Source organism: Candidatus Cloacimonadota bacterium (assembly GCA_020532085.1).
Classification (GTDB): domain Bacteria; phylum Cloacimonadota; class Cloacimonadia; order Cloacimonadales; family Cloacimonadaceae; genus Syntrophosphaera.
Map to the genome: position 1 here is coordinate 21089 of JAJBAV010000024.1, position 23889 is coordinate 44977.

At 54.9% G+C, this 23889-nt stretch carries 16 protein-coding genes, 1 tRNA gene and 2 pseudogenes; 1 reads left to right on the plus strand and 18 read right to left on the minus strand.

Features of this window, described 5'->3' with window-relative positions:
• Positions 1-325 precede the first annotated feature (325 nt).
• A pseudogene (locus tag LHW45_07340) lies at positions 326-577 on the plus strand (transposase).
• A 528-nt stretch (positions 578-1105) separates the two neighbouring features.
• On the opposite strand, the pseudogene LHW45_07345 reads toward LHW45_07340, so the two are convergent.
• From LHW45_07345 to LHW45_07430, 18 genes and pseudogenes are all read right to left on the minus strand, one after another.
• Positions 1106-1207: pseudogene (locus LHW45_07345) on the minus strand (SAM-dependent methyltransferase).
• 19 nt (positions 1208-1226) lie between these two features.
• Positions 1227-1730 (minus strand): very short patch repair endonuclease, encoded by a 504-nt coding sequence (locus LHW45_07350; GenBank protein ID MCB5285387.1) that lies wholly within the window; start codon positions 1728-1730, stop codon positions 1227-1229.
• Positions 1731-1735: 5 nt separating this feature from the next.
• Positions 1736-2011, minus strand: a complete 276-nt coding sequence (locus tag LHW45_07355; protein MCB5285388.1) for a PD-(D/E)XK nuclease family protein — start codon at positions 2009-2011, stop codon at positions 1736-1738.
• A complete protein-coding gene (locus LHW45_07360) occupies positions 2008-3114 on the minus strand; it encodes a DNA cytosine methyltransferase (protein ID MCB5285389.1) in 1107 nt (368 codons plus the stop codon). The genes LHW45_07355 and LHW45_07360 overlap by 4 nt, the downstream gene beginning before the upstream one ends.
• 162 nt (positions 3115-3276) lie before the next feature.
• Entirely contained in the window at positions 3277-5307 is a 2031-nt protein-coding gene (brxL, locus tag LHW45_07365) for a protease Lon-related BREX system protein BrxL (protein MCB5285390.1), read from the minus strand.
• 90 nt (positions 5308-5397) lie between these two features.
• A complete protein-coding gene (locus LHW45_07370) occupies positions 5398-6039 on the minus strand; it encodes a DUF4276 family protein (GenBank protein ID MCB5285391.1) in 642 nt (213 codons plus the stop codon).
• The gene (locus tag LHW45_07375) at positions 6036-7226 is read right to left on the minus strand and encodes an AAA family ATPase (GenBank protein MCB5285392.1); all 1191 of its coding nucleotides are present in this window, start codon (positions 7224-7226) and stop codon (positions 6036-6038) included. The genes LHW45_07370 and LHW45_07375 overlap by 4 nt, the downstream gene beginning before the upstream one ends.
• 65 nt (positions 7227-7291) lie before the next feature.
• Positions 7292-8347, minus strand: coding sequence for an IS630 family transposase (locus LHW45_07380; GenBank protein ID MCB5285393.1), 1056 nt, complete (start codon positions 8345-8347; stop codon positions 7292-7294).
• 70 nt (positions 8348-8417) lie between these two features.
• Complete coding sequence (locus LHW45_07385; GenBank protein ID MCB5285394.1) at positions 8418-10958, minus strand: PglZ domain-containing protein; 2541 nt, start codon at positions 10956-10958, stop codon at positions 8418-8420.
• 40 nt (positions 10959-10998) lie between these two features.
• Complete coding sequence (locus LHW45_07390; protein ID MCB5285395.1) at positions 10999-11613, minus strand: DUF4276 family protein; 615 nt, start codon at positions 11611-11613, stop codon at positions 10999-11001.
• The gene (locus LHW45_07395; protein ID MCB5285396.1) at positions 11610-12758 is read right to left on the minus strand and encodes an AAA family ATPase; all 1149 of its coding nucleotides are present in this window, start codon (positions 12756-12758) and stop codon (positions 11610-11612) included. Before LHW45_07395 ends, LHW45_07390 begins: the two co-directional genes overlap by 4 nt.
• A 15-nt stretch (positions 12759-12773) precedes the next feature.
• On the minus strand, positions 12774-16997 hold the full coding sequence (pglX, locus tag LHW45_07400) for a BREX-1 system adenine-specific DNA-methyltransferase PglX (GenBank protein MCB5285397.1): 4224 nt from the start codon (positions 16995-16997) through the stop codon (positions 12774-12776).
• Positions 16997-20680: a BREX system P-loop protein BrxC gene (gene brxC, locus LHW45_07405; protein MCB5285398.1), complete on the minus strand. Its 3684-nt coding sequence runs from the start codon at positions 20678-20680 to the stop codon at positions 16997-16999. The genes pglX and brxC overlap by 1 nt, the downstream gene beginning before the upstream one ends.
• Positions 20680-21246 (minus strand): DUF1788 domain-containing protein, encoded by a 567-nt coding sequence (locus tag LHW45_07410; GenBank protein ID MCB5285399.1) that lies wholly within the window; start codon positions 21244-21246, stop codon positions 20680-20682. The genes brxC and LHW45_07410 overlap by 1 nt, the downstream gene beginning before the upstream one ends.
• Positions 21230-22024, minus strand: coding sequence for a DUF1819 family protein (locus LHW45_07415; GenBank protein MCB5285400.1), 795 nt, complete (start codon positions 22022-22024; stop codon positions 21230-21232). The genes LHW45_07410 and LHW45_07415 overlap by 17 nt, the downstream gene beginning before the upstream one ends.
• Positions 22025-22026: 2 nt before the next feature.
• Positions 22027-22578, minus strand: coding sequence for a BrxE family protein (locus LHW45_07420; protein ID MCB5285401.1), 552 nt, complete (start codon positions 22576-22578; stop codon positions 22027-22029).
• A complete protein-coding gene (locus LHW45_07425) occupies positions 22578-22808 on the minus strand; it encodes a helix-turn-helix transcriptional regulator (protein MCB5285402.1) in 231 nt (76 codons plus the stop codon). The genes LHW45_07420 and LHW45_07425 overlap by 1 nt, the downstream gene beginning before the upstream one ends.
• A 668-nt stretch (positions 22809-23476) precedes the next feature.
• A tRNA-Asn gene (locus tag LHW45_07430) sits at positions 23477-23552 on the minus strand.
• Between the last annotated feature and the right edge of the window lie 337 nt (positions 23553-23889).

A 23889-nucleotide genomic window follows, 5' to 3' on the forward strand; every position in this document is an offset into this window, starting at 1 on the left:
GACGGCGATACCCCGGCTTGCAACCCTGCGAAGAGAGCCATCGTGGGTGCATCGGATGGACGAAGGCAAGTTGATTTTCGCTGTGGTCATGGAGCATCCGCCGCTCCACACCTTCAGAAGGATCGTCGTCCGTTGTTCGGGCGAGCGGAAGGTCACGTCGTTCTCTGACCTGGACCTGTGCATGATGTTGCACAGCTGACCTTTTACGAGAGTCTTCGGGATACAGGCCCTTTCGATTGGGGTAATTGCCGGCAAAGGGGGCACTGCCGACCAGATCCGTTTCGCCTGGTTTATTCAGGATCCTGAAACCGGCAAGGAACTCTCGTTTGTCACCAACGCAGGCCATCTGGATGCACAGACCATTTCCGAGCTGTACAAAGAGCGTTGGCGGATCGAATTCTTTTTCAAAGGGATAAGGGGCACCCTCAAAATTAAAACTTTTCCTGGAATAGTATACAATGCGGTGATGACTCAAACCTGGATCGCCCTGAGTGTTTACTTACTCTTTGCTTTTTTGAAATTCAAGACCAAACTGGGCGCATTACTGCAGCAGATGCTGCGTTTGCTCCAACTTAATCAGCCCTTTCAAAGCGCCTGATCAGAATCTGTCATTTACTTCTATGCAGTTTTTGTTATTGCAAAATCTATGAGCCAGCAGTGGTTTCACATACAAAAAATTACAGGTAAACATACAGGTAAACAGTTAGTAACTATTCAGCATCTTCGAGGTATCGGATTTGAGTTGACACCAAAGGAGACGTGAACAACGGGCAATAAGGGAATGAAAAACCGGGGAAGCTGGAGAGCAGGCGGACGGGTAGAAGTCGGCCTGGCAGGCTGAAAACAACAAGACCCCGATGGAATCACTCACAGGGTCTTACGTTCAGGAAGAACCGCTTATGTTCAGCGGCGTATTTTTGGCTTCCCGTTTGCAACCCTCTTCATAACCGTACTCGTTCTCCGGATGTTAACCGAAAAGATTCAATGTCAAAGGGTTATCAGAGATCAGGCCGTTCCCGGTGAGGCGGGGACGGTGTTGAATTATATTTTCCCATCTCCACAGGCTGCCACATCGACCCCTCTCGCCAGAGATATAACCAGCGGCAACGCCGAGTTTTTCAGCACGGAGTTTCGCTTGCTCGATGAACAACGGGCCCATGTCGCTGCTGATGACGCCGTGGTCACGCGGCCAAATGTACAGCATCTCCTTTTCGGGCATTTTCTATTCAGTTCCTTAATGCCTGTTTTTTCGCCAGTTCCTTGGATCGATCCACAGCTTCCACTTTCGTATGGTGGTTATTGGATGCCCTTGATGCTTCCTTTTTGCGTTCGCAGACCGCTGCGAGTATTCGATCAATACACGCATCAAAATCCTCTTCGATTTCATGCTGCCACAGGCGAATCACCGTCCAGCCCATCTGTCCTAATTTACGATGGTTTGCGGCGTCCCGTTCCCGGTTCTTGTTTATCTTCTTTTTCCAAAAATCAGAGACCTTTTCCTCCCAGGAAGAGAATCCGTATCCGTGCCAAAAATCACCGTCCACGAACACGGCGATTCGGGCCTTTCTGAAAACAACGTCCGGTTTGCCTGGTAAATCTTTGACGTGCTTGCGGAACCTCAATCCTCTTCTGTGCAGAGCGGAGCGTACCCGCATCTCAAGACCGGTATCCTTGCTTTTGATGCGGGACATGCAGTAGCTGCGTTGTTCGGGGGTCAGATTGTCCGGCATCAGTCTTACCCCTGATACAAACTGAAAACCCTGGCCATTTCCTTTCGTCCGGGCAAATGGAGCTTCGGCGGTACAGTCGTCAGAACGTTGAAATTTTGTGGCGTGCTCGGGCAGATCGTTTTAAAATCGCACTTTTTGCATTTTTCAGGATGCGGCCGCATTGGGAAATCCGAGCCGAGAATGCCCGTGACCGCCCATTCGATGTTTGCGAGTGCTGCATCCATCGCCGCGTTGTATTGTTGCGGCGTCAACTCGTTTTTCAAGACCTGGTCGATATTCATATGAATTCAGCTCCCCTTTTTGATGGCCAGGTCCCGGTGCTGTTCCGCAGTGCTCGTTTGATGCTTTTGCCGTGTGCCGCGATGAACGGCGGCGGCAGGGCGTTGCCGATCATCAAAGCCACGGCTGACTTGTTGTTAGTGGCCGGAAACTTGTATCGGCGGGGAAAACCCTGTAGAAGAGCCGCCTCGCGCATGGTGATGGCCCGATCCTCCTCCGGGTGTAGGAACCGCCCCTTTGAGGGATTGAAGCATCCACTGGTGATCGTCGGGGCCACATCCTTCCAAGCCATGCGCCCGTAGACATCCTTGAACCCGTTGCATCGCTTGTGACACTCGAGCTGATACTCATCCGGAAGGTCTCTGCGGCTACCACCGTCCTTGGGAATGCGTTGGATGATTTCCATGATCTTAGGTGTCCTATTTTCCGGCATATCGTGTACTGCATCGCCACTTTCTCCTGCTCTTGGTAATCCGCCTATGGCGTCCTCCACCGTTTTCATTCTGCCGGCGTTTTCAACGAAAGGTATTTCCATGCCCACCCCAGCCAAATAGATCAATCTACGCCTTCGTTGCGGCACACCAAAGTCAGCTGCATTCAGGACGCGGTGGTCGCCCAGATAGCCAAGTTTCTTTAGCTTTTTGCAAAACACCGCGAATCGCTCATCGTTGCGGAGCCCAGGCACGTTTTCCATCATAACGGTTCGGGGACGGAGCGCTTCCACATATCGCTGGAATTCCAGTAGGAGATCGTTGCGTGGGTCTTCCACACTGACCGCTCCGTTCAGGGTCCGCATTCTGGAGAAACCCTGACACGGCGGGCATCCCGCCAGGAGATCAAGGCCGCCTTTCTTCAACCCGAGCGTGTCGAGCAGTTCCTGCGGATCAAGTTCTCTGATGTCCCTTTCCCATAGTGTGACATCACGATGGTTCGCCTTGTAGGTCGTGACGGACAGCGGGTCGATATCCACCGCGCCTAAGACCCTGAACCCGGCTTTTTTTAGCCCTACCGTCAGGCCGCCGCAACCGCAGAACAGGTCAACGGCGGTGGGCTTTCCGCCATCGTTGAAAATAGGACAAAGATTCTGTTTCGTTTTGCCTCTCATCGGGAAAACCTTTTATTTCGGATGAGTGCTCTCCATGATCGTTTTCGGGGGGGTTACTTACCGACTGCCGACTTAACCGCCCGTGCCGATATAACGGGACCTGCACGTTCCAGCAGGGACGCCTGTGATTCCCTTGATTTCCGCCGCTCCCCGCCTCATCGATTACATCGCCAATGTCTTGAGCACCGCGCGGTCCACGTCGCCGTAGAAGACCACGTCCAGACGTTCGATCACATCTTCCGGCAATCCGGCAAATTGCGTTTTGTTGGAAACGGGGACCAAGGCGCGGTAAGCGCCTGATTCCAGCGCAAGCTGCAAAGGTTCAGTAATCGAGGCCGGACCCTTGATATTTCCCTGAATGGTCAGGTCACCGAGAACCACCGTCCCGGCCTGCACGTGGCGGTTACGGACCACGGAAATGATGGCGGTGAAAAAGGCCACGCCGCAAGGACAATCGATGCGGCCGCCCGAGAGGTCCACCGCTTCGGCATAGATGTCCTTCTGCGCCAGCAACTGTGTCAGACCGAGTTTTTCCTTGACGTTCTGCAGATAACTGAACGCCCGGTTGAGGGATTCTTTCAGTGACTTCTCAAGGCCGGTCGGGGTCCGGAGCTTGCCTGTGCCCGCCGTCAAGGTGATCTCAAGCCGGAACAAAGCAACCTTGGCTTCAGCATCCACCGCGGCTGTGTAAACCGTGCCCGGAGGCAGTGGGTCCTGCGAAATGACTCCGGCCCCTCCTTGTTCGGCAACACCCACGGAGCGTTCAGTGTCGTCGGCGAGATCGATATAAGAAAAGCTGGTCTTGTAAAATTCAAAAGAGCCGCGTTTCTTGAGCTGCTCTTTCACCCGGCGGCGCCCCTCCAGGGCCAGCTCAACATACTCCGTGAGTTCCTCCTTCGTCCAGTCTCCACCCGGGTGGAGGATTTTGAGAAGGCCGCTCACCGTTTTTTTGGCTGCTGTGGCGTCTCTGCCTTCAACATGCGACCCGAAACGGAAAATTCGCTCGGCCTCGTCGAAGCGGTTTTGTTTTCTGAGCACCCGAAACGCTTCGGCCAGATAATCGGTGACGAAGCCGTAACGGGTCGTGAGTATGTCCCGAGAGCTTTTGGGAACCTCCCAGCCGGGCAGATAAAAATGTATCCGGTCAAGCAGCGCCAAGTCAAATTCCCGGGGAAGCGGTTGGAAAAGGTCCATGGCGGAGTTTTGGACCAGGCTTTCCACCGGCTGATTGAGGTTGCCGATGAATACCAGGGAAGCATCAGCCAACACCTGTGTGATACCGCGGCTGAAACGACCGTTGGCCATGTAGTCCTTCATAATTTGGACCGCGTCAGGGTCGGTGATCTTCATACCGCCGACTTCGTCGAAGGCCACGACATCCCAATGCCCAACCAGCCCGACTTGACGTCGGGCGTTATTGTAAAACAGATTCGCCGTGCTTGCCTTGCCGCCCGAAAGCAGCATGCAGTACGGTGACATCTCGCTGAAAGCATAGGATTTACCGGTACCGCGGGGACCGAGTTCGATGAAGTTATAGTTTTTTTCGACAAATGGGATAAGCCGGGTGAGCAACAGCATCTTCAATCTGTGCTCCATCCTCATCGGCTCAAGGCCCACACTCCTGAGGAGGAGGTCGATCCACTCGTCCCTTGTCATCCCGCCCCTGCCTTCCAGGTACTCTTCCAGATCAAAACGGGCGAGCTGGATTGGTTTCAGATCGACGATATGGAAGGGGCTGTCCTTTTTGCCCTCTTCAGTCAATCTGAACTCAACATCAATGACGGCCCAGATGCCGCCCTCAAGCAGTCGTTCGTATCGTCGGTAAAACTCCTCGGGGATGTGTATCTTGGCGTAGCCGAAATGGTCCATTGAGGCCCAGTACTTGTTTTCGCTTGGAAGGAAACGGACTTCAACGCGGTCGATGAACCGATGTCTGCCTTTCTGCTCAACCATGGACTGGGCCTTGTTCGCCTCGTCATGTCGGAAATAATTCGCGGTCAAGGTCTCTTTAACGGCATCGACACCGATGCGAATCTCCTCGTTGTTGTCCGAAGCGCAGTATTTGCCCAAGAGATACTCAAGCACATAGGATGGCACGTTTTCGCCGCCTTTAATCTGGTGCAAAAGGTCCTTGCGCACCACCTTCCCAGCGAAAATACGGCTCACTTTCTGATCTAGAAGGTCAATTTCCATATTCCACCTGTAGAGCTGTTGCAGGATTAAAAGAGGCATCCTTAAGTTTGCGGTTCTTCAGGCTGTAGATACCTACCCACTATTGTTGCGCTACCGACGCGTCTCACAAACAAGTCGGTCCAAATCCCTCATCAGCTTTGCGTAGGATGGAGAGCGACGCTGTACACCGGCAGCAAGTGACAACGCGCCGGTAAGCTGAAGCTGATGAGTCGTTTCTTCATATGGACAAGATAAAAGATCCGCAATAAGTCTCTTGCATCCGGCATGCGCTTCAGGCTCCAACTCACCTGGAATCCTATTCCCAGCGGGCAAAAGCTGAGCCTGACGAATGGAAGTAAGACTCGCCAGGAACCAAGCTTCATACTCCCGATTGGCGACTACCACGGCTAGCGGAATATGCGAAGCGACGGCACGTGCTCGAGCCAAAAGTACAGGCCCTAATCCATTATCCCGCCCTCTTTTTAGACATTCATCATCAGCGTCGACAATAACTAGAATCGCGTCAGGACGGATCCTAACGGCGGCTTCAATATAATGCTCAATACCGATGTGGCGTTGACTGTCGTAGGCGGCCTTCAATTTCCCGCAACCTTTTGCATTAACGGCTAAATCCGTTACTTCAAAATATTTGTCAAACCTACGATGGTAAAGCCATCGCCTGATGAGACAGGGGACCGCCCTTTCTTCTCCAAATCCTTCGACAACGGGTACGATCTTTTTTTTTCTTCTCATTTTAATCCACCGTTCAGAGCGAACAGGTCCTCTTTAAAAATCTCCGGTTGCGGATCAGGCCAAAGGGTATTGGATCTCAACATCCAACCTACTGTATCAATCGGATTCACTGAATCTTGGGTTTCTTTGCTGAGACGGTATATTCGGCTTTCACCGTCCCGCCATTCGATCACCCGGACCCGTTCGCCGGTCACCGACGGATGGCTCAGGACTTCCGGGGAGTGGGATGTTAAAACCACCCGCATTCTGTTGGAACTCGCCAGCGCCGCATCCAACAACACCGCCAGTGCGCCCGGATGCACGGAATTCTCAATTTCGTCGATAAGAACAACAGTCGGAAACGGATTCTGTTTTAAGGATAACAGGACGCCCAAGCTTCTCAAGGTGCCTTGGGAAACCTGACTTGCATCGAACGTTATTTTTCCGTGCCCCTGTCTTTGAACAAACTGGACAACCCTCCGACCCAACAAAGCATGAGCGTGGATATCGTCAATAGCATCAGTGATTATTCCTATCCGCTCATTGATCCATCGATGAGCATCTGAACCCTCCACTGCTTTCAGAACATCACCTGCATTAGCGCCATCGCGATCCAGAGTCGAACGCTCCCTGATCTCCTGCGCCGTAGCCATGTGAGCGGGGGAAAGTTCGTATGCACGCAAATTGCGGATGGTATTCAATACGAGTTCCCAAAGACTGTCCGCACGGGCGATCAACGGCAAAACAAGATTCCCGGCAGGGGGCGATACATCAGACTTCCGCAAGGAGGTAAAAGTTTGGTCTCTTCGTTCGAAAGAGGTTTCTTTTGATGAAATTAAACACTCTCGTATGTGTGAGGATGATGTATCCTTTATTCCTTGAACCTCAAAACCATATACCACCTGCGCCTGCCGTCCGCCGGGAAACATGATACGGAAGACGACAGCAAGACCCATCGGCGATTTTCTTCCCTTGTCGGATTTAACCCGTTGGACCTTATGCAATCCCCCTCTGCGGTCCAAGGCATTTTCCAGGCTGTCACTCACCGCTTCCCGAAGCAGGTCAACGGCGTCAAGAAGACTTGACTTGCCAGCCCCATTCCGCCCCACCAGGAAAGTCAGATCGGAAAGCGACAGACGAGCGTTTTCGAACGCCCTAAATCTCTTCAATCTAATCTCTTCAACGATAATTTGAAGCGAACCAGTCATCTTCTTCTCCAGTATCCTTAAGTTGGGCGGGGCATTGTTTTAGCAGCGCAAATGCGGAATACTTATTAATCAGTACATAAATCACCGAACATTTCGGTGTATTTGATGATAGGATGGCGAAAGAATCCCTTTATCTTGTCCGTGAGCTGTTGGAGTGATTGCATGATGGTGATCACCCGTTCGTGGAATTCTTTTTTACCGCCATGCGACATGCGGCCCATGTTATGGTTTTTCAAATAATTCCAAACAAGTTCATCGGGGTTCAGCTCGGGGGAATAGGGCGGCAAGTGGAAGAGTCTCAATTTACCTTTTGTATTTCGAACAAACTCTCGAACTTTCTCCGATCGATGAACGGAATGATTGTCGACAATCAAAAAGACAGGAGCCGTGGCATTGGCAATCAGTCGGCCGAGAAATTCACAAAACACTTCGGAGTTCACCGTGTTCTCCGTGGCCATAAACCGCAACTCCCCTTTGGGGCTGATCGCGGAGAGCACATTCACCTTGAAACGGGCGCCCGTCGTGGCAACCACCGGTGTCTTCCCCTTAGGAGCCCAGGTGGTTCCGGAATGATAGTCGGACCGAACAGAGGCCTCGTCTCCAAAATAGATAGCAGCACCTTCCTGCTTGGCCAGTTTTTTGATCGCAGGAAAATCCTTGGCCATCCAGTCGACGACAAGCGTCTGATCCTGTTGGTAGGCACGGTGAACAGGACGTTGCGGGCTCAAGCCAAGTTTGTGCAGCAATCGGCCAACAGACACATCGCTCAATCGAACACTGAACTCCCGACTGATCAGTTCCCGAACCATGCCCCGTGTCCAAAGCGCAAAGGGAAATTTCAATTGTCGAGGGTCTCTGCCGACAACCAAGCGATAGATTTTCTGCAAATCCTTGCCCGCAAGCTTCGAAGGACGGCCGGTGGCCTTGCTGCTCCTCAGCGCCTCGACTCCTCCTTCTCGATACTTGGCAATCCATTCGTAGATGCGAGGCCGAGTAAGACCCAACGCCTTGATGACAACTTCGGGACTTTCCCCTGCCTCGACTCGCTTCACAGCACGTATACGGATCTCTTCAAGGGCCTTGCGATTTATTTTACGTCCATCGAATTCGTTCGTGAGCAGAATATACCATGTGTCCGCTAATTTATGAACTTGTTAATATGTTAATTCGGATCTTATTTTGCCACATAATTTAATCCATCATAGCGCTTTTCAGCTTGCGTCTCGCCCACACGACGCGCGTCTGCGGATCGCTCACCCTGATTTCGATCTCCGCCCCATTGAAATCAGGATCGATCAATACAGGAACGGGGGTTTCTTTGCCCGCCGGTAAACTCACCTCACGGGTCTTCTCGTCCCGTGCCTCACAGTCGGCCGCCTCACCCACCACCTTGGATTTGATACTTGATCCGCCGTAAGCTTCAATTTTTACAGATATCGGCGGGTCTCCTGAGATACCCATTTGTTTGACCACATAGACTATCGTCAGGCCGATAACACGGCTGGTGAACTTATCCGACCGATAACGGACGTCGATCTCCGGCTTACCTGCAGTTGTTTGTTTCTCCCGTCCGGCCCGAAAAACAATCACCGGCACAATCGCCTCCTGGAGGCTCAGCCCCCCATGGAAGTAGCCGTCACCGTCTGAAAAAACGCGGAACCCGACAGGCAGGCAGACCTCCTGCACATCTCCTTGAACCCCCACATGGCCCGCCTTCAGGGTGACGGTCCCGGCGGATCGGGCAAGGCCCGAACCCAGAAGGCACCGGCGCTTGGACGCTGGCCAGCCGCCCGGAGGGGTCTGAACCACATCGCCAGCCGGAATTTCCGGCAGCATCATGTGGCCGTGGTCGGCACTGATCACTACGCGGTCGATCCCCTGAGACACCACCCACCGTACCGCGGCCGCGATATCTCCGATCACATCCGAGAGGCAGCGCCGGGCGCGCCAGGCTCCGAGGTTTTCAGCCACAGCATCCGGGTCCTGGGTGCGCACCACGAAGAGGTCAGCTTTCTTCAGATTCGCGGCGGCTTTCTTGGGTGAACCGAGCAGGTCGTCCAAAGTGGTTTCGAAAAACCGGTCTCCGTAGGTGTCGGCCAACAGTTTCATACGGTCCGCCGATGTCTTCAGCAGGCGGGTTCCGAGGGCCGGGACAAGGCCCCCGTCCTTTTCGACAAGTCGTAGCATCCCGTCCGCACCCGGCATGAGCGCCGCCATGCCGCAGCCGGTCACCGTCGGGACCACCCCGGCGGCGTAGCTGATGTGGACTTCACCCGTTCCAGCCAAGACTTCACCTAAATCACGGCCCATTTCGTAGCGGAGGGAATCCACCATGAAAAACGCGGTTTTCTCGCGACGTTCCAGTAACGGGGCTACATGTTCGTCGAAAATGCGGGTCTGCCTCGGTGCTCCGTCCGGCGGCCAACCCTCCGCCTGAACCGCTGCAAGGAATGCATCCTGCAAAACCGTGACGGCTTCGCGATAGCGACAACGGCAGAGGTCGACGACCGGGGCGATGACATCATCGTCGGTACAGGCGGTGAGGGCCGTTTCAAACAGGCGCGACACCCGGTCGAGGTCCGACCAACCGCCCTTAGTGTACGCGTTCATCAGAGCCGTGAGGTTCTTTTTCCCCGTCAAGTCCCCCGAAACCGCAGCGGCGGATTCAATCATGGCGGCCGCCCTTTCAAGGGCCGTCCAGGCTGGCGACCTCTGCGGGTCATTCCGCCAAATCGACCGTCTTCGGTTTTCGATCACCGTTCGAGCCACGGTCGAATCGCCGGTGACGACACGCCCGACCGCGCGGCCGAGCAGACGCCGTTCCTCGAAAGGGAAAGTGTCGCGTTCGCCGGGGTCGAAATCTTTCGGCATCAAATCCGGCAGGCGGAGCCCGCTTTCGATCTCCTGCGCCAACTCGACATAGGTTTTGCGCAGATACGTGTCACTGCGCATCCTGTCACAGGCCGCAAAGACCACGGACTTCGCTTCGACGTCCGCGCGCGGCACGGCGCTCAAGGCTTCGGGAACGTTTTCCGGAAGATCAAACACGAACTCGCTGAACAAGATGTATTCGGCGGCTTTCGGCCTCAGCACATTCCAGTCGCGGTCGCTGCCGGTGGATTTGAACCCGACGACGGTAGCGAGCAACCGCAGCAGCTCGTCTACACAGCCCGGCTTAGCGGCGACTTCCTTTGCTTTCGTTGTGTTGCACAGGAACGATGCGATAATTTCCGCCGGGGTTTCCGTCCGGAATACGTCGTTCAGCAGCGGCCAACGCTGCGTTTTTTCCAAGCCGTCCAGAAGGGCGATATCCGGCTTCCCTTCGCGGAAAAGCCTTGTGATCTCGTCGGCCTTGTCCGGCATGGCCTGGCGGGCGAGCGATTCAAGCTCCTGGTCCTCGGTGTCGCCGAAGGGTGCGCCCGCCATAGCGTAGACCTCGAAGGGATCCCGCATTTTCTCTTCCTCTCCCGCGCCCCGACGGCGCGGTATGTAGATGAGCAGGCAGCGGCCCCGTTCCGAGGGGTTTTCAGATTCGTTCATCAGCCGGTAAATCTCGTCGGCTCGGCGGCGCGTCTTAAGGACCGAGGCTTCGGTGGACAGCACCTCGCAGTTCGGCGCGTTGAACTCCGCAGCAAAGGATCTGAAATTTCCTTCGGCGTCGTACCAGACCACGATGCGACGGTCGCCCAAAAGATCGACAAGCTTTTTATGCAGAAACGAGGTGAACTTCATCGGGCGGCCTCCTCATCTGCGGACGACATCTGAGAATTTTTCATGGGATCACCGGTTCACCGCACGCCGAAAGAATCGTATTGATGAATGCCTTAAGTTCCTGACATTGGTTGATCGCGATTGACAAATCGTTCTCTCTGAGAATCCGCCCGGCGTCACGAGGTTTTATGTAGCTGTCCCGGCATTTGCCGATCTCAAAGATTTCCTTGATTCGGTATGCAGGTGGGTTTTGATGGTTCACGGTTTCCGGATTGCCGCTGGGGGCACCTCTGTTATGCTTCGCCAATTTTTGGATCGTCGTCCAGTAAGGCAGCAGCCAAGCCTCAAAATCATATTGGGCGGCATGGGGATGAAACCTCGGCTCTTTTCCCACCCATTGCCTCATTTTATTCTTGGCGTCTTGCGCATCGATGAAATCGGGAGGATTTGTGCCGGTATACACATCGGTCAGTGCAATCACATGATCAGCGGGTTTACCCCCACCCAAAAGGTTTTCCACGACTCGTCTTAATTTGTCCTCTTTGGGGATGCGGCCGTCGTAAGGAAAAACATCCAGCTTGGGTGTCTTGGTGGCCAGACGATTTTTCAAAAAATCCTGTAGGTACGGAAGAAACGCCTTTTCGGTTTTGCCTTCGACGATGATGGATATTTTCATGACCGACCTCCCATCCGGCCCATCCGCCATACTTCGTCAAGGCTGTATTCAGCCAACCATCGGTCAATATCCAATGAGTCGGCCCATGTCGCCGATGCACATCCGTTGTCGTCCAGATCCATCACCACCACTTCTTCCGGTTTTAAGAAGCGTATGAACCTATCCGAATGTGTGGCGACAACCAATTGCGTTCGTTGTGCGGCCTCGCGCATAAGATCCGCCAGCAGGCCCAGCAATTCCGGATGCAAACTGACCTCGGGTTCGTCGATCATGGTAATGGTTGAAAGATGAGGGCTTTGCAGTAATGCTGTGAGCCATAGAAATCGAAGAGTTCCTTCAGACAGTTCATTCATATAGATCGGCTTGCTGAACTTTTTGTCTTTCCAGGTCATGGCCAACATTCCGGCCGCCACCGGTGGAAAATTCAGCTCTTCGAAATCCGGAAAAGCCGTTTTCAAAGCGTCCAGAACAGCCTCATATCGATCACGATCTCCCTCACGCAGGTAATATAAATACGGAATCAAGTCCGAACCATCATGTCCGGGCAAGGTGGCTGGTTTCATGGGTTGCGGCATTTTCACCGGGGCACGGGGGCCTACATCCAAGACGTGATACTGGGTGGCGGTTGCCAAGATGCGTCTTAGTTCCTCAGGTTGCCGAAACATTTTCGGCACCTGGGAGAGTGAAGTTTCCAAGGGGTCGTGTTCCCAATCGGGACGAACGAGGTGATTTGCCTCTGTTTCGTAGTACTTGATGTCGCCGTACGACGAATCGATGTGACGGAACGGGTCACTAAAACCCGGCCGCTTCTGACACAACAATTCTCTGGAGATGGAATAGCCGGTTCCCTTTGGATCAAGCCGAAGATCATATTCAAGAGGCTCATGTCCAGGCACAGTCATATCAACGAGTAATGAAAGGTTTTCACTTTTACCGCGGGTCAAAAGATTTGCAATACCGCCGAATTTCGACAAAATGCTGTTCAAATTGCCTGATGCCGAAGCGGAGAGTATGGAAAAAGCATCTAGAAAAGAAGTCTTGCCGACGCCGTTTGCACCGATCAGAACCATAAAGGGCCGCACCTGTAGATCTATGTTGAGCAGCCGCCTGAAACCATTTATTTTGATCCGGTTGATCTTATTCATTATATTCCTCCTGTATCAGGAATTTCCCTTTTTCCGACGGGCGCGGCCGCCTTTGATCCTGGGTTTCGGGGCTTCAACCTCACAGAGATCCTCAAGTCCGTGGGCGATGGCGATGGAGCGGTCCTTTTTGCAGACTTCCCGGACGCGGTCGGGCCATATGGTGTACGCCAGGTGCGCCCAGTCGTAGTCGCCTTTCTCAAGCTTTTTCCAGCAAGCCTCCGTATCTTTGCTCCAGGAGCGCAGGCGGAAAAGGCTGTGGAACGGCGCGGCGTTGATGATCACGCCGTCGTTGAGGTCCGGCTTGTAAGGCAGTGCGGCGATGCGGAGCAATTCCTCGCGCAGGTCATGCAGTTCACCGAGAAACGTGCGGGCTTCATTCAGTCGGTCGTTCAAACGGGTTGCCTCGCGGCCGGAGGAGGCTTTCAGGTTGTTTTCAATTTGGGTTGTCCCGCGTTCGACTTCCGAGATCTTGGGTTCGACGTACTTGTTGACCGCCCCGTAGAGCGTCTGGTCGTTCAGGCGGTGGTAGTAGAGCCAGATGGTGTACGATCCCGAGGCGGTGGAGAGCGGCCAATAGATCGGGGCCTTGCGCCGGCTCTTGGAATAGCGCTTCAGGTGGTTTTGGAAGAATCCCGCCGGTCTTCGGAAGTAATCACGCAGGTCGGAGACGCCGAGGATGTCGCAGGCTTCCTGTTCGATCTCGTGGGATTTGTCCTTCCAGAGCAGGTCGAAGACCTCGCGCACACGGCGGACGATGTCGTCCCGGTGCGGCCGGTCGCCGTTGAAACCGGGATCGTCCACCAGGACGCCCTCCCAGGAGATACGCAGTGGATACTCCGAATCAGGGATGTTCGGGTTCTTGACCGAGCCTTTCGGCGGCAGGGTGTTCGCGTCCGGTCGGGCGCGGAGCCATTCTTCGCTGACGATGCGGTTCGTTTTGGCGGGCAGGCCATCCGGCCCGACCAACATCCCCGGCGGACAGATCGGCAGTGGATCGAAGAGGTCGGGAGGCTTCGGGGCGAGCGAAGGGTCGATGGTTATACGGATGTCCCAGCGGCCGAAGATACATCCAAGAATGTAGCTGCATATAGAATGGTGATCATCATCACGTATTTGTTGTTCGTTTTCTATTCTTTCGTTATCATCAGCTTCTTGTGTATCTGAAACCCAAGCGGGGCTGTTCACACTATCCATCAAATCGCGTTCCAGAATTTCCATATCGGTACGATTGAAACCATAGATTTGCCCAATTTCAAGATCAAGATTGCTTCCGATCAAAGATGACCGATCTAGAAGATTTATTTTTGTAAAGGCAAGACTAATTGGGACATTCGTGAACTCTATGCATACTTCATCTTCTTTATAGACGTCTTTATGCTTCAATATTATGCTTTTTAGCATCTTATAAATTGCATCAACTATGTTCGCTGGAGCCTCAATGTAAGGAATGGAAGCAACCATAGAATTCTGAAACTTTGGTTGCCCGAAGTTTTCGCCTCTGAATCTTGCAACTGCACTCGCAACATTTGAGGCAGTTAACGCTAGAACCCATTTCTCCTTTCCTTTGTGAGGGTAAATCTGCGAGCGACCTGCTGTAGGTATTACACCGGATGGAACAAGATAAGGCACCAAACGTGAAGACCTCAACATATAACTGATACCTGAACGAAAATAGAATTCCGTGTTTTGAGGGCGTGACCTTACTTTCCCCTTATTATCCATGAAACTCTTGATCTCAAATCCGTCATTCTTCCACTTAACCAATAAATGAATCGAAGCAGCAAACGGGGACGCTTCATCGATTTTAGAATACCAAGCCCATGTCTTGCCCTGGGTAGTAAGTTTTATGAGCGCTTTTTGATCATCCATACTTTTCAATGCCGGTGGAGTAAAAATTATGGATTTTGGGCTAATTTCATACCAAAGGCGAAGAAACCTATTATCTTCACCAGTTTGTAACCCAACTCTAATATCAGCGCCAACAGGCTCTAACGTTGAGCGCGCGGCAATCGAACTGATGATTTCTGGTTTGATCCAATAAACATAAGGGGATCCACTCAATTTCATGAAATTCGTAGAGTTGCCTAGAAACACATTCTTTGAAAACAGGGCGCTTCGTGTATGTTCTATGCAGTTCTCCAATTCGTTTTCTTTCTCATTACATGTAAGTAAGCGAAAGAATACAGAGTGGCTATTTGACTTCTCACTGCATTTGAAGATCGCAGCAGCAGTCTCTACCATCGCGTCCAAGACACCTGAACCCAAGTCCACGAGAGTTTCAACATGTAAACGATTGGCAAGTATAGAAGTTCTAAATTTTTCGAGACTAGTAAGAAAAAAACAGGTTCGACTTACAATCACGCCCGTCTTTGCATTTGAACTGCTCAATGTATCTGCTCTTTCCATGAAGTGAGCAAGTATGTTGCCTTTTGAATTTGGATAGTTGGTTTCAATGTATACCTTTGAGGTGACAGATAGTTCTCCGAACGGCGGATTCATTAACACCGTGTCGTAGCGCTTTCTACACAGGTCTATTAAGGCGAACCCGCGGGCCGCATCCTCGGCGAAGAGCCGTCGGCGGACCGCCAGTCCGTTTTCCGCCTGTTCGGCATAGTCCTTCAGGGCATCCAGTATGCGGTCTTCCGCCTGATCCCAAAATCGCTCGTCGGTGATCTCTTTCACATCGAAGCGCAGTTCCATCTGGGCAGGCTTCACAGGGACCGATCCGCCGAAAAGTTCCAATTGAACGGGTTTTGGCTGCTCCCCCCATTGCTTCTTGGCCGCGGCCACGGCGTCCTTGATCTCCTCTTCGATTTTCAGGAGAGAGCCCGCCTCGCCCGCGAGTTTCATTTTCTCGAACACCTCGTCCACGATCTGCCCCAGCACCCGGGGCTTGAGGCCGGTGCTGAACTCTCGGCGCATCTCTTCTTCGCCGGGCATCGGCTCGGCGGTAACGATGTTGGATCTGGAGATGCACGGCCGTTCGGGGGCCTTGAGGCCGAGGTTCTTCCAGCTCTTCTGCGCCCGCAGCCAGAGGGCGAGGGCCGCGATCTGCACCGCGCGCGGGTCGATGTCAATGCCGTGCAGGTTGTGCTCGATGATCAGTTTCGGGACCTCCCGGCGCAGATCGTCGAGGGTCTCGAAGTCCTGTTGAATTGTCCGGCCGGTGGCTTCCAACTTCGGACTTTCAGGATCGTGCCAGGCTTCTTCGTACATCCGTTCCAGTAGGTCAAAGGCGTAAAGCAGAAAGTGACCCGACCCACAGGCCGGGTCAAGGATGCGTAGATCGCGCGGGTCTTTTTGGGGTCGGTGCTCGATGTAAACCGGACGTTTGAGCAGTTCCTCCTGGGAAAGATCGGTTTCGTCTTCCTTTTCAGCGGGGGCCTTTTCACCCGGACCGAGGAAGACCTCGTTCGGCCTCCGCACAAGATAGCAACATTCTTCCTTGAGCGCCGTCTCGCCTTTGCGCATCTCGTACCAGATACGCCCCAACGTGTTGTCAGTAAGAAACTCCACGACATACCGCGGGGTGAAGAACTGATTGCGAACAGCCAATTCCCGGCTGTTTCGGGGGGACTGGGAGGCCTCCCGCATGGCTTTGCGTTCTTCAGGCGGGTTGAAATACTGGTAGACCCAGCCGATGGTCTCGTCCTCGGTCCAGAGGTGCGTAAGCTCGGGCTTGTTGAGCTCGGCGAGGAGGTCTTCCATGCAGCGCTCCGAGGGGAACACCGCCGACTGGGGCGTCATTCGGTCGAACAAGACGCCCAGGTCGAGGGCGAGCTCGTCGAAGAGGCACTCCAGAAACACACGGTAGGTGTCGTAACGTCCGCCAAGCGCGCCGCCGGAGATGCGCTCGAACATCTGAAAACCGGCCGAAGTCGTTCCTTTGCGGACGCATTCGACCACCAACCCCCGCTCCTCGCACAGACGCAGGGCCGCCAGCCGGTTGAGGGCGGTGAAAGAGATCTCCAGGACCATCCGCTCATAGGCGGCCTTGCGGCGCTCCGAATCCTTCCCCGCCGCGCCGGCGGTGTAGTGATCGAGAAGATGGCGCAGACGGCGGGCCGCCGCGTGCTGATCGGGCGAAAGGTGCGCCAGATTTTCAAGCGGCAGCACAACGCCGTCCGGGTGGAGACCGAACACGCCGCAAAGCTGGTCGGTGACGTCCTCGATCAGCCGACGCCGGCAGGCTGCAACGGTCCTGGCCAGCAGATTTCGTGTGCTTTTGTCGAAACTCATCAGCGCCCCTTGATCCGTATCCGCTTGTTCGATTTCAACAGTCCGGCCAGCTTCTCCCGAATGCTGGCCAGCCAAGAATCCAAATCTGCCATGGAGTCGATTACCGCAGGCAGCGCTAGCGTGTCGGCTTCGATAATCTCCTCGACCGGCGGCTCGTCGTCCTTTTTGGGAACCGGTTCAGGTTCGGGCTCGGTCGGGCGTTTCCGTATGATTTCCGCTTTCAGCTCTTCGAGCAAGCCCGGCAGTATCCGCCGGCGGACCAACAGGGTCTGCAGCAGCCTGACGGGGTCGCTGTTCCCGACGGTCGGCGGCAGATCACATGTAAGTCCGGCCGCGATCTCCTCGCGGTCCTCGTCCATCAGTTTCATCCAGTCCGGCTCTGTTTCGAGCCCGGTGAGGGCTTTTTTGAGGTCGTCTTCATACGCAGCGCGATCGACCGCATACCGCTTTTCCGTACGGTCCACGGCGGACCTGACTACGCTTTTCAGATCGGGTAGATGTTCGAAGAACCTTTCGCTCGACAGTACTTCTTCAGCCGTGGCTCTCTCTTCCACGCTCAAGAGATCGTTTACGGCTCCAGGGAAGAGTTGTTCGAGGTCGGCCAAGGAATCCAGCATTGACCGGGCGTTTTGCACGTCGGCCTCCGCGCCGGATTCAAGGGCGTCGAAAACAGCCTTGGCCCAGGTGATCTCGTCCGGCAGCACACATTCAGTTCCACCGAGGACCGAAGCCGCTTCACCGGCATCGCCCTTCAGCAGATCGGCCGCATCGGCCAGCAGGCGCTGTGAACGCTCTTCACCGGGAAGGCTCAGGAGACGCAGACGGTCGGGTAAAGCTCCGAGTTTTTCCAAAAGATCGGGTACGTGCAGCCGGACGGAGCGGCTGATGTGGTCTTCCAACGGCAGAACTTCGTCGCCAAAGAGGGTTTCCAGGCGTCGGGCGGCCTTGTCCAAGGCTTCGGGGGGCAGCTTGGCATCACGGGACGATACACCGATCCTGTTGAACGAGACCGTGCTTTTGACGGCTTCCACCGCCTGCGGTCCCGCAGTGCGCACAGGTCCTCCTGCGCCCGGGACGTGGAACTCGATCTCTCCGGCGCGAAGGAGAGCCGCAAACAGACACCGTACGGTGTCTTTGGTCCACCCGTAAGGGGGCGAGGAGAACAGATCCTGGAGATAGGAACCCTGCAGCCTGCCGGAACCGGACTCGGCGGTCTTGGTCCGGAACACCCTGATAACCTCCGCGAGCACCGGGACCGCGGTGTCCACCCGAGGAGCACCCCTGCTCTTGACCACAAGACCGAGAGGATCGAGGTCCTTGGTGATGCGGTCCATACGTTCTACGCCGAGAAACTTGGCAGCCGCATCCGTGGAAGGCCGGATCGGGGCCAGGTGGAAATGGGGGAAGACCTCCTTGACGGCCCCGTCCAGGACCGAGCGCATAGCCGCGTCCAGGATCTCGCCGGCTTCACGGACAGGGGTCGGCTTGCCACGGAAGATGAAGACGCCTTCCAGCATCGCCTTTTCCATAGCGGCGGCCGTCCGCTCACGGCAGCGCTCGGCCGCCCGGCGTTCGGCGCGCAGATACTGGGCCACCACGTGATCCGCCGTCCGTTCGTCAACATCGCCGAGGACTTTTTCCGAGCGCACGATTTCGGGAAGGAGGTCCTCCACGGTGTCGTCGTTTTTCACCAGGAGGACCACGGTGTTATTCAGCTCCACCTGTGCATTGGTGGAGACCAGAAATTCATTTCGTTTGTCGTCCCAGAGAGCAGGATCGACAAATTCCAGGCGCAGCTCGACATCTTCGGAACCGCCTACGACCGTTGTCCGGCCGAGTTTGACCGATGACCTGACATCCTTGATATTTTCCAGTCTCGCGGCGGGCTGCACACGAAATAATGAATGGTCGGCGGTACCCTGTTTGAGGATGTCAATCCTTGCCCTCATTGCTTCGCCGGACGTGGGCGCGTAGCTGTTGCGCTTGTCGCGGATCGGCTTGACGGCGTCGCTCAGGAAGACCCAGCCGCCCGCCTGCGGGTCCTCGATGAGGCCGCATTCTCTCTCAGACGCGATTTTTCGAAGAGCCTCCTGCACCTGGCCGAGCAGCCCGGGAGCCCCGATCTTTCCATAGAGCAGTGCGGCGAGATTCTCCGCCGTACGCGGAAAGGTCTCCACGGGCTGCAGGGCGGCAACCGCCTTGGCCGTGCGTGTTTCGAGGGAGTCTGTCCCGAAGATCTTAGCCGTTTTCTCCACGCCGCCGATGACATGAGGCAGGACCTTGGCGATGTCAGCGCGGAGGGTGTCGTAGAAATCGTCCACGCAGGCGAGCGCGCCGATCTCCCGGTCGGCGAGCTTGACGGCGTCGGCACCGAGGACACGGCTCTTGTCCACCAGCACGTCTTGGATGACGCGAATCGCCGACCGCAGACCGATGCCGCCGGTGGAACGGGCAAGAGTCCTGATAAGTTCCAGCAGAAGGTCGAAGTGTTGCGGCAGGAACGGATAGAGGCGCGTGAACGTCGCCGGATCGGGGTCGCCCTTGAACAGGGTCGTACCGGACAGTCGGGTGTGAGTGACCGTGGATTGACCGTGCTCCTTGAACAGGGCTTCCAGTTTCTTCCGCCCCTCCTCTGATTTGTCGAGCAGACGCCGGTAGGTGATCTCACGGATGTCGCTCGCGTCGAGATGGATGGAAATCGGGAAACGGTCCCGCAGCTTGTTGAGCTCCGCGGAGTTATGCGCGGCCTTTTCGACGATTTCGCTCAAAGTCTGTTGGCCGGTGGCGGCGATCCAGACCTTGCCTTTGCCGAGTTCCTTGAGATTGCGGGCCAGGCCGTCGAGGTTAAGAATCAGCTCGCCGCGGGGGGCGACGTACTGACCGGCCTCGTCCACAAGGAGCAAAATGTTTTCGTGTCCGGTCTTGCGCCTGCAGATGTCGATGATCTCGCGCGCCAGATCCCGGACATCCCTGGCTTCCTCGAAACGTAGGCCGCGGAAGCTCTCCGGTGTGGGGAAATCATCCGACAGAACCTCCGGCACGATCTCCGCGGCGCGGGCCACACCGATCAACGGATCGTTGTGAATTTCCTCCCATTCCCCGTTGTAGCGCGCCCGGTATCCGGCCTTGAACTCATCGTATTTGCCGCGGCGGTCGAGTGTGAACTCAAGCTGTGCGGTCTTCTTCTCCTTGGAAAAGCCCGCCCATTGCAGAACTTTCCAATAGAGCACGGTGGAGACCGGGGCGGCTGCGCTTTCGGCGAGCTGCTCGGCGCCGAGATCGAGCAGCACCACCGCTGTGGGATGTTTTTTGGAGACGGTACGCAGTGCGGCCGGAATCTCGTTGCGGGCGAAGCGGTCGCAGAGCAGATCGAGGAAGGGTTTACCTACAACCGTGCGTGTCGGATCGAGGGATGCTCCGAGGTATTTGGTGAACGAGCTTTTGCCGCTGCCGTAAAAGCCGGACACCCAGATGCCGACCTCCGTCACCTGACCGCCCCTGACGCCTTCGCCGAAAATATCGAGAAACTTGCGGAAACAGGACTCGATATTGTCCGTAACCTCGTACTCGGCGACCTCACGGGCCAAGCGGTCCTCCTCTTGGGCGTAATAGTCGATGACTTTCTCAATGGTCCGATCGATGGGTCGCCGGGGCGAAAATACCTGTCGAATCCTTTCGCTCATCATAGACCTCCAAGCAACGTCGACCGGTAGTTGCCGTCGACCGGGTAAAAGTCAAGAAAATGGAGACCGTACTGGCCGGATCTCCTGCCGGGATAGAAAATCACCGTCGGTGTTTTGACCTTGTCGTGCAATTGGCTCTCGATGGTCCGCGTACGGAAATAGGGATGAAGCAGCTCCGCCTCGGTGAGCAGCACGACGGTGCCGGCGGGGGTCGACTCGATCACTTGAGCCACCCGGTCCACCAGAGAGTTCCCCTGGCGGAGGACGTCACGGACCGCTTCATTAATCTGATCCGCCTCGGCGTCGGCTTCCAGTTCAAGCCAAATATCCCATCTGCCGGACTTGTCGACCGTGTCCCAAAGGAGGTCCGCAAGAGAAACGCGGCGGACTTCGAAGCCCGTCTCCTTTATCCTGGATGTCCATCGCGGCAGATATTTTTTAAGATCGAGCATCAATTCGGGTGGATAAGCGAAATAGAAAACCGGGTCGCTCCTGGCCGGATTGAGCGCATCAGTGTCTTGGATTTTGTCGAGCAGTTCGTTGAATGCATTATCGAGCGAGTACATCGATCAACTCCTCAATGGATTTGATAACCCAGGTGAAATGCACGACCGAGCCGGCGCGCTGAACAATCACCCCACGATGTTCACCGATCCCGTCCAGCCGCTCCACCACTTCGGACGGCGTCATTCCGAACAGTCCCCAGTCTGAATGGTTACAAAGGGAGGAATCCGTCACGCCCGCTTCATTGAGTTCCCGGGCCAAGATCGCAGCCCCTTCATCCGACATGCGGTAGTTGACGATCTCCCTGCGGCCCCGGACGACTTCATGAAGGAATCCGACATCTCGAAGGAGACCGAGAACAGAGCGGGCGATGCGCACCGACACCTTCTCCGACCATTGGTTGTCCAAGCGGCCGTCGTAATGTGCTTCCGACAGAAAGGAGAGCATCGGGTCCGTGTCCATGACGGGTCTTCCCCTGCGGGCGGCGGGCCAGTATTCACGTATCGTGAAGTCATAGACCAGGGGGTCCTGACGTGCCGTAAACACGAACAGGAGCTCGGTGAAAACACGCCCCGACAGACCTGATGCAAGCACCTTTTGAAGAATCCGTGCGGGCTTGTCACTCGGTCTCAAGAACCGCGGTATAAATACTCTTCTTACGATATCGCGCGTTCTGTAGGCGGTGGAGTTGCCGAGCAGCCCTTCAGTCTGGACCCTGCGCGTGAAATCATCGAGCGGTTCATCCGGACGCCATTGTTCGAGGAGGCGCCGTGTCTCTTCGATCATCCCGGCGCCCTTGCTGATCGCGGTCGAGTATTTCCGTTGTGCTTCTTTATTCATGGTCACACTCGGCTTCCGTCTATTTCGGTGGTGAAATAGGGGAAACAGGGTTCATTCCTCGTAAACGCCGTATGGTAAACAGCGGCGGTTTTTCTAACACCCGCCGTCGTCATAATGTCCTTGTCAGTGCCGATCTTTCTTGCACCCGGCGAGGCGTCCGTTTTTTTGCCGTCGTACATCGATGCGAGCAATTTCAGCAATTCCTCCGGCTGTCCCATGGCGGTGCGCAAGGTCGGGAAAAAATCCTCTGCCGGGTCCGGAGGCATTCGATGGAGTTCAGTTTCCAAAGCTTCGGGCAGCCTGAAGAGGTGGTACACACCAACACGTCCGACGGCACTGTCATGAGCGTCGCCTGCGGCTTTACCTGCGGCGTGGATTGCTGCGTGAAAGGTCGTCCTTGGATACAGACGCTTCAAATAACTCAGCCCCGTTTCATTCATGAATTCGGTTCTCCACCATGCAGGAGAGACCGACTCACCGAGGGAGAGAACAACCGCACGCAGACGGAGGACAAGAAAGGGCTGTAGCGGCTTCCGCATTTCGTTCTTAGTCATCATCTCCTGTCACCTTCCGGAAGCGTCAACTTACCCTGACCGACCATCTTCTTGCAAAAAATCTCCAGTTGAGCCTTGGCGAGCTTGGAAGGCTTGGACAGACCGTTTTCCCATCGGTTGACGGTCGCGTAACTGACGCCGATCTGCCGGGCCAGATCTTCCTGGCTCAGGGAAAGCTGACGTCGTATCTCTTTTACCAATGCTGAAAGACCCCGACCTTCTGTGTCCATTCACTGCACCTCCCGACTGAATAACAGACCACCGTCCCTATCCGAATTTAATAGCGTATGTTATATCGTTCGCAAAAGAAAAAAAAGGAAAATCCGTGACTTGATCGAACCACATTTCAGAATCACCGGTTTCCCGTACGAATCGATCTAAGACCGCGATCTTCCTTTAAGTCATCAATATAGAACCAAGTCGCCGCGGGTTCGGCTCTATTTCGACGGACGGCGATCAAAACGCGGCGGTAGAGGCAGGGGTCGCCGGGAAGAAACTATTCAACTGTCTCGTGACGTTAACTACTACATGCATGAAAGTTTCTATTTATCAAGCAATCAAGTCGGTTCTTTGTACGTGCCTTAGATGGGTTTGCGCCACATGACCTGCCATGCCGGGGCTGTATGGCAGCTGGCGGCGTTCTTCCCGATAGCGGGATAGTCTTCTCTCAAGATCGAGATGATCCTTGAAAAGGTTCTCTTAAGACGAGGTGTCGGATTTGAGTTGACACCAAAGGAGACGTGAACAACGGGCAATAGGGGAATGGACAATAGAGAAGCTGGAGAGCAGGCGGACGGGTAGAAGTCGGCCTGGCGGGCTGAAAACAACAAAACCCCGAGGGGATTACCCACGGGGTCTTGTATTTAAGAAGAACCGCTTATGTGCAGCGGGTTATTTCTGGCTCCCCGGGACGGACTCGAACCGCCGACAGGGTGGTTAACAGCCACCTGCTCTACCGACTGAGCTACCGAGGAATGAGGTGCGTACGGTGCAACGGATGGACGCTGTACGTGCACCCGTTTACAGATAGGGCTTTTAGCATAGAGACTTCAGTGCGTCAAGAAAAAGTTGTGGATGGATCTGTAGTGCTGTGCGGTGGTTAAACGGCAGACAGGTCAGGAAAAACCGGGGGTACAGGGTAGACAGTATAAAGGGCGGGTTTGGGAGCGTACAGCTAATCATCATGTTTTGCCTCAGCTGGAAATGGAGAATCGCTTCTGTTGAGTTAGCGAGTTAAAAGTGTCCCCGGCTGCCGCAATCTGGTGGCGTGCGGAGCGGCGTTTTTCTTCCAGTCGTTTTTGCTTTCTGGCC